The following is a 6,127-nucleotide window of genomic DNA, read 5'->3' on the forward strand; positions in this document are numbered from 1 at the left end:
GGCACCGTCAGTGCACTGACCCACCCTCCGTCATTCCGGGTGTGCGGGGAGTGGCCGGTCTCAGCGGGGCGCGGCCGAGGGGGAATTGGCGGTTCGACGCGAGGGCGGAGGTCTTGTTACTGGCGAGTCGCTTGCCTATCATCCCGAGTGTTACAGCTTTACTGTCAAACCCGTCGGGAAGGGTTCAGCTGCCAGTGGGTGACGCGAGCGGTGCGCCGGAGGCCGGGGGGCCGCTGGCGGGTGTGCGGGTGGTGGAGCTCGCCGGGATCGGGCCGGGGCCCTTCGCGGCGATGCTGCTGGGGGACCTCGGGGCGGACGTGGTGCGGGTGGACCGGCCGGAGCCCTCGCCGCTCGGTACCGATCCGGCGTACGACCTCAGCAACCGCAACAAGCGCTCGGTGCTGATCGACCTGAAGTCCCCCGAGGGCCCCGGGCGGGTGCTGGACCTGGTCGAGCGGGCGGACCTGCTGATCGAGGGCTACCGGCCCGGTGTCGCGGAGCGCCTCGGCGTCGGGCCGGAGGTGTGCCTGGCGCGCAACCCGGCGCTGGTGTACGGGCGGATGACCGGCTGGGGGCAGCACGGGCCCCGGGCGGCGACCGCCGGGCACGACCTCGGGTACGCGGCGGTCGCCGGGGTGCTCGGGATGGTGGCCGCGCCGGGCGGGGCCGAGGAGGCCCCCGGCATCCCGGCCAACCTGCTGGGCGACTACGCGGGCGGCTCGCTCTACCTGGCCGTCGGCCTGCTCGCCGGTCTGCACCACGCCCGGGCCACCGGCACGGGCCAGGTGGTGGACGCCGCGATCGTGGACGGCGCGGCGCACCTCGGCAGCATGCTGTGGGGCCTGCTGGCGGCCGGTCACTGGCAGGACCGCCGGGGCGTCAACCTGCTCGACGGCGGCGCGCCGTTCTACGCGCTCTACCGGGCGGCCGACGGCGGGCACCTGGCCGTCGGCGCGCTGGAGCCGCGCTTCTACGCCGAGTTCGCCCGGCTGCTGGAGCTGGGCCCGGACGCGCCCGGCCAGTACGACCCGGCCCGCTGGCCCGAGCTGCGGGCCCTGATCGCCGCCCGCTTCGCCACCCGGACCAGGGCCGAGTGGGAGGCCGTCTTCGCGGGCTCGGACGCCTGCGTGGAACCGGTGCTGACGATGCGTCAGGCCGCCGTGGACGGCCACCTGTCGGCGCGCGGGACGTACGTCGAGGCGGACGGTGTCACCCAGCCCGCCCCGGCCCCGCGCTTCTCCGCGACCCCCGGCGCCCTGCGCCGCCCGCCGGCCCGCCCGGGCGCGGACACCGGCGAGGTGGCCCGCGACTGGGGCGTCCCCTCCCTGGAACCCGGCGTCCCGCCACTCGGCCCCGGCATCCCGTCCCCCAACCCTTCGGCAGAGCAAGGAGAGTAGCGTTGCAGCGCGAGATCTTCACCGAGCAGCACGACGACTTCCGGGCCACTGTGCGGGCCTTCCTGGCCAAGGAGGTGCTGCCGCACTACGACCGCTGGGAGAAGGCCGGCATCGTCGACCGCTCCGCCTGGCTCGCGGCCGGCCGCCAGGGCCTGCTCGGCCTCGCCGTCCCCGAGGAGTACGGCGGCGGCGGAACACCGGACTTCCGCTACGCCGCGGTGCTGGCCGAGGAGTTCGCCCGGGCCGGCGCCTCCGGCCTGGCGATCGGCCTGCACAACGACATCATCGGCCCGTACCTCACCTCGCTCGCCACCGAGGAGCAGAAGCGCCGCTGGCTGCCCGGCTTCTGCTCGGGCGAGCTGATCACCGCGATCGCGATGACCGAGCCCGGCACCGGCTCCGACCTCCAGGGCATCCGCACCCAGGCGGTCGACGAGGGGGACCACTACCTGCTCAACGGCGCCAAGACCTTCATCTCCAACGGCATCCTCGCCGACCTGGTGATCGTGGTCGCCCGCACCACCCCCGAGGGCGGCGCGCACGGGCTGAGCCTGCTGGCCGTCGAGCGCGGAACGCCCGGCTTCGAGCGCGGCCGCAACCTCGACAAGATCGGCCAGAAGGCCCAGGACACCGCCGAGTTGTTCTTCGAGGACGTCCGGGTGCCGAAGGAGAACCTGATCGGCGAACTCAACGGCGGCTTCGTCCACCTGATGCAGAACCTCGCCCAGGAGCGGCTCACCATCGCCGCCGCGGCGATCGCCGGCGCCGAGTACCTGGTCGAGATCACCACCGACTACGTCAAGCAGCGCGAGGCCTTCGGCCGTCCGCTCGCCAAGCTCCAGCACGTCCGCTTCGAGATCGCCGAACTGGCCACCGAGTGCGCCGTCACCCGGGCCTTCGTGGACCGCTGCATCACCGAGCACAACCGCTGGGCGCTCACCCCGACGGACGCCTCGATGGCCAAGTGGTGGGCCACCGAGCTGCAGAAGCGCACCGCCGACCGCTGCCTCCAACTGCACGGCGGCTACGGCTACATGAGCGAGTTCCCGGTCGCCCGGGCGTTCACCGACGGCCGCATCCAGACCATCTACGGCGGCACCACCGAGATCATGAAGGAGATCGTCGGCCGTTCCCTCCTCGGCTGACCGTTCCACCTTTGAGCTTTTGGGCGACCCCGCTCACCCCCTGCCCCGAAACCCGCTGAAAGGCGTTCCACCGTGACCACCGAAGCGTACGTCTACGACGCGATCCGCACCCCGCGCGGCCGGGGCAAGGCCTCCGGCTCGCTGCACGGCACCAAGCCGATCGACCTGGTCGTCGGACTGATCCACGAACTGCGCAACCGCTACCCCGGGCTGGACCCGGCCGCGATCGACGACATCGTGCTCGGCGTGGTCAGCCCGGTCGGCGACCAGGGCTCCGACATCGCCCGGATCGCCGCCATCGCGGCCGGCCTGCCCGACACCGTCGCCGGCGTCCAGGAGAACCGCTTCTGCGCCTCCGGCCTGGAAGCCGTCAACCTGGCCGCCGCCAAGGTCCGTTCCGGCTGGGAGGACCTCGTCCTGGCCGGCGGCGTGGAGTCGATGTCCCGGGTGAAGATGGCCTCCGACGGCGGTGCCTGGTTCGCCGACCCGATGACCGCCTACGAGACCAATTTCGCCCCCCAGGGCATCGGCGCCGACCTCATCGCCACCATCGAGGGCCTCTCCCGCACCGACGTGGACGCCTTCGCCGCCGAGTCCCAGGCCCGCGCCGCCAAGGCCCAGGCGGACGGCCTGTTCGACCGCTCGGTCGTCCCGGTGCGCGACCGCAACGGCCTGGTCGTGCTGGAACGCGACGAGTTCATCCGCCCCGGCACCACCGTCGAGACCCTGGCCGGCCTCAAGCCCTCCTTCGCCGCCATCGGCGAGGCCGGCGGCTTCGACGCCGTCGCCCTCCAGAAGTACCACTGGGTCGAGGCCATCGACCACGTCCACCACGCGGGCAACTCCTCCGGCATCGTGGACGGCGCGGCGCTGGTGGCCATCGGCAACCGCGAGGTCGGCGAACGGTACGGGCTGCGCCCGCGCGCCCGGATCGTCTCCGCGGCCGTCTCCGGCTCCGAGCCGACCATCATGCTCACCGGCCCCGCCCCGGCCACCCACAAGGCGCTCGCCAAGGCCGGGCTCACCGCCGCCGACATCGACCTGGTCGAGATCAACGAGGCCTTCGCCGCGGTCGCGCTCCGCTTCATCCGCGAACTCGGCTTCCGCCACGACCAGGTGAACGTCAACGGCGGCGCGATCGCGCTCGGCCACCCGCTCGGCGCCACCGGCGCGATGCTGCTCGGCACCGTGATCGACGAACTGGAGCGGCGCGACCTGCGCTACGGCCTGATCACCCTCTGCGTGGGCGGCGGCATGGGCATCGCCACCATCGTCGAGCGCATCTGAGCCCGCCCGTCGCCCGCCGCCACCCTTCCTGGGACACGCCGGGCGTGGCACCTCCTCCGCAGACCGGTAGACCTGGAGACCGTGAACCCATGAGCGACACCACCACCATCCGCTGGGAGCAGGACCAGGACGGCGTGGTCACCCTCGTCCTCGACGACCCCGCCCAGTCCGTCAACACCATGAACGAGGCCTTCGCCGCCGACTTCGAGACCGTCGTCGCGCGGCTGGCTGCCCTGGCGTCCTCGGACGCGCTGCGCGGCGTGGTGATCACCTCCGGCAAGAAGACCTTCTTCGCCGGGGGAGACCTGCGGATGCTCTCCGCCGCCCGCCCCGAGGACGCCGCGGCCGTCTTCGAGAAGTCGATGCGGATCAAGCGCTCGCTGCGCACGCTGGAGACCCTCGGCAAGCCGGTCGTCGCCGCGCTCAACGGCAGTGCGCTCGGCGGCGGTCTGGAGATCGCCCTCGCCTGCCACCACCGGATCGCGCTGAACACCCCCGCCGGCCGGATCGGCCTGCCCGAGGTGACCCTCGGCCTGCTGCCGGGCGGCGGTGGCGTGGTCCGTACGGTCCGGCTGTTCGGCATCACCGACGCCCTGCTGAAGTTCCTGCTCCAGGGCCGCCAGTACCGTCCGGCGCAGGCGCTGGAGCACGGACTGGTGCACGAACTGGTCGACACCCCCGAGGAGCTGGCCGCCCGGGCGCGCGCCTGGATCGAGGCCAACCCGAGCGCCGTCCAGCCCTGGGACGTCAAGGGCTACCGGATCCCCGGCGGCACCCCGGCCACCCCGGCCTTCGCGGCCAACCTCCCCGCCTTCCCGGCCAACCTGCGCAAGCAGCTGAACGGCGCGCCCTACCCGGCCCCGCGCAACGTCCTGGCCGCCGCCGTGGAGAGCGCCCAGGTGGACGTCGACACCGCGATGTCCGTCGAGGCCCGCTACTTCACCGAGCTGGTCTGCGGACAGACCAGCAAGAACATGATCCAGGCGCTGTTCTTCGACATGCAGGCGGTCAACTCCGGCGCCGGACGCCCGAAGGACGTCGAGAAGCGGCCGGTCCGCAAGGTCGCGGTGCTCGGCGCCGGGATGATGGGCGCGGGCATCGCCTACGCCTGCGCCAAGGCCGGCATCGACGTCGTGCTCAAGGACGTCAGCGTCGAGGCCGCCGAACGCGGAAAGGCCTACTCCGAGGGGCTGCTGAACAAGGCCGTCGCGCGCGGGCGCTCCACCGAGGCCGGGCGCGACGAGCTGCTGGCCCGGATCACCCCCACCGCCGAGGCCGCCGACCTGGCCGGCTGCGACGCGGTGATCGAGGCCGTCTTCGAGAACACCGAGCTCAAGCACAAGGTGTTCCGGGAGATCGAGGGCGTGGTCGACGCCGACGCGCTGCTCTGCTCCAACACCTCCACCCTGCCGATCGGCGTGCTCGCCGAAGGCGTCGAGCGCCAGGGCGACTTCATCGGGCTGCACTTCTTCTCGCCGGTCGACAAGATGCGGCTGGTCGAGATCATCCGCGGCCCGCGGACCGGGGACGAGGCGCTGGCCCGCGCCTTCGACCTGGTCCGGCAGATCGACCGGACCCCGATCGTGGTCAACGACTCGCGCGGCTTCTTCACCTCGCGGGTGATCGGCCAGTTCCTCAACGAGGGCGTCGCCATGGTCGGCGAGGGCGTCCACCCGTCCAGCATCGAGCAGGCCGCCGCCCAGGCCGGCTACCCCGCCAAGGTGCTCTCCCTGATGGACGAGCTCACCCTCACCCTGCCGCGCAAGATCCGGGACGAGTACCGGCGCTCGGTCGAGGCCGTCGGCGGCACCTGGACGCCGCACCCGGCGGACGCGGTGGTCGACCGGATGGTCGACGAGTTCGGCCGCCCCGGACGCAGCGGCGGCGCGGGCTTCTACGAGTACGGCGAGGACGGCAGGCGCGGGCGGCTCTGGCCGGGGCTGCTGGAGCACTTCCCCGCAGGGGCGGCGGACGTCCCCTTCGAGGACCTCAAGGAGCGGATGCTGTTCAGCGAGGCGCTGGACTCGGTGCGCTGCCTGGAGGAGGGCGTGCTGACCTCGGTCGCCGACGCCAACGTCGGCTCGATCCTCGGCATCGGCTTCCCGGCCTGGACGGGCGGCGTGTTCCAGTACATCAACGGCTACGAGGGCGGCCCGGCCGGCTTCGCGGCCCGCGCCCGCGAACTCGCCGCCGCGTACGGCGAGCGGTTCGCGCCCCCGGCGCTGCTGGAGCGGGTGGCGGCCGAGGGCAGGACCTTCACGGACTGACCGGCCGCCGACCTGCTCGGATCCCGGTGGG

General features: G+C 72.9%; 4 protein-coding genes. All 4 read left to right on the top strand.

Annotated elements, in window-relative coordinates:
* The first annotated feature begins 194 nt into the window (after nt 1–194).
* The gene (locus ACIQOV_RS22915) at nt 195–1,397 is read left to right on the top strand and encodes a CaiB/BaiF CoA transferase family protein (RefSeq protein WP_401051187.1); all 1,203 of its coding nucleotides are present in this window, start codon (nt 195–197) and stop codon (nt 1,395–1,397) included.
* Between the two features lie 2 nt (nt 1,398–1,399).
* Entirely contained in the window at nt 1,400–2,542 is a 1,143-nt protein-coding gene (locus ACIQOV_RS22920; protein WP_401051190.1) for an acyl-CoA dehydrogenase family protein, read from the top strand.
* A gap of 72 nt (nt 2,543–2,614) precedes the next feature.
* Entirely contained in the window at nt 2,615–3,829 is a 1,215-nt protein-coding gene (locus ACIQOV_RS22925; protein ID WP_359900090.1) for an acetyl-CoA C-acetyltransferase, read from the top strand.
* 89 nt (nt 3,830–3,918) lie between these two features.
* Nucleotides 3,919–6,096, top strand: coding sequence for a 3-hydroxyacyl-CoA dehydrogenase NAD-binding domain-containing protein (locus tag ACIQOV_RS22930; RefSeq protein ID WP_401051193.1), 2,178 nt, complete (start codon nt 3,919–3,921; stop codon nt 6,094–6,096).
* Nucleotides 6,097–6,127 lie beyond the last annotated feature (31 nt).

The organism is Kitasatospora sp. NPDC091257 (assembly GCF_044757675.1).
Taxonomy (GTDB): Bacteria; Actinomycetota; Actinomycetes; order Streptomycetales; family Streptomycetaceae; genus Kitasatospora; species Kitasatospora lactacystinica.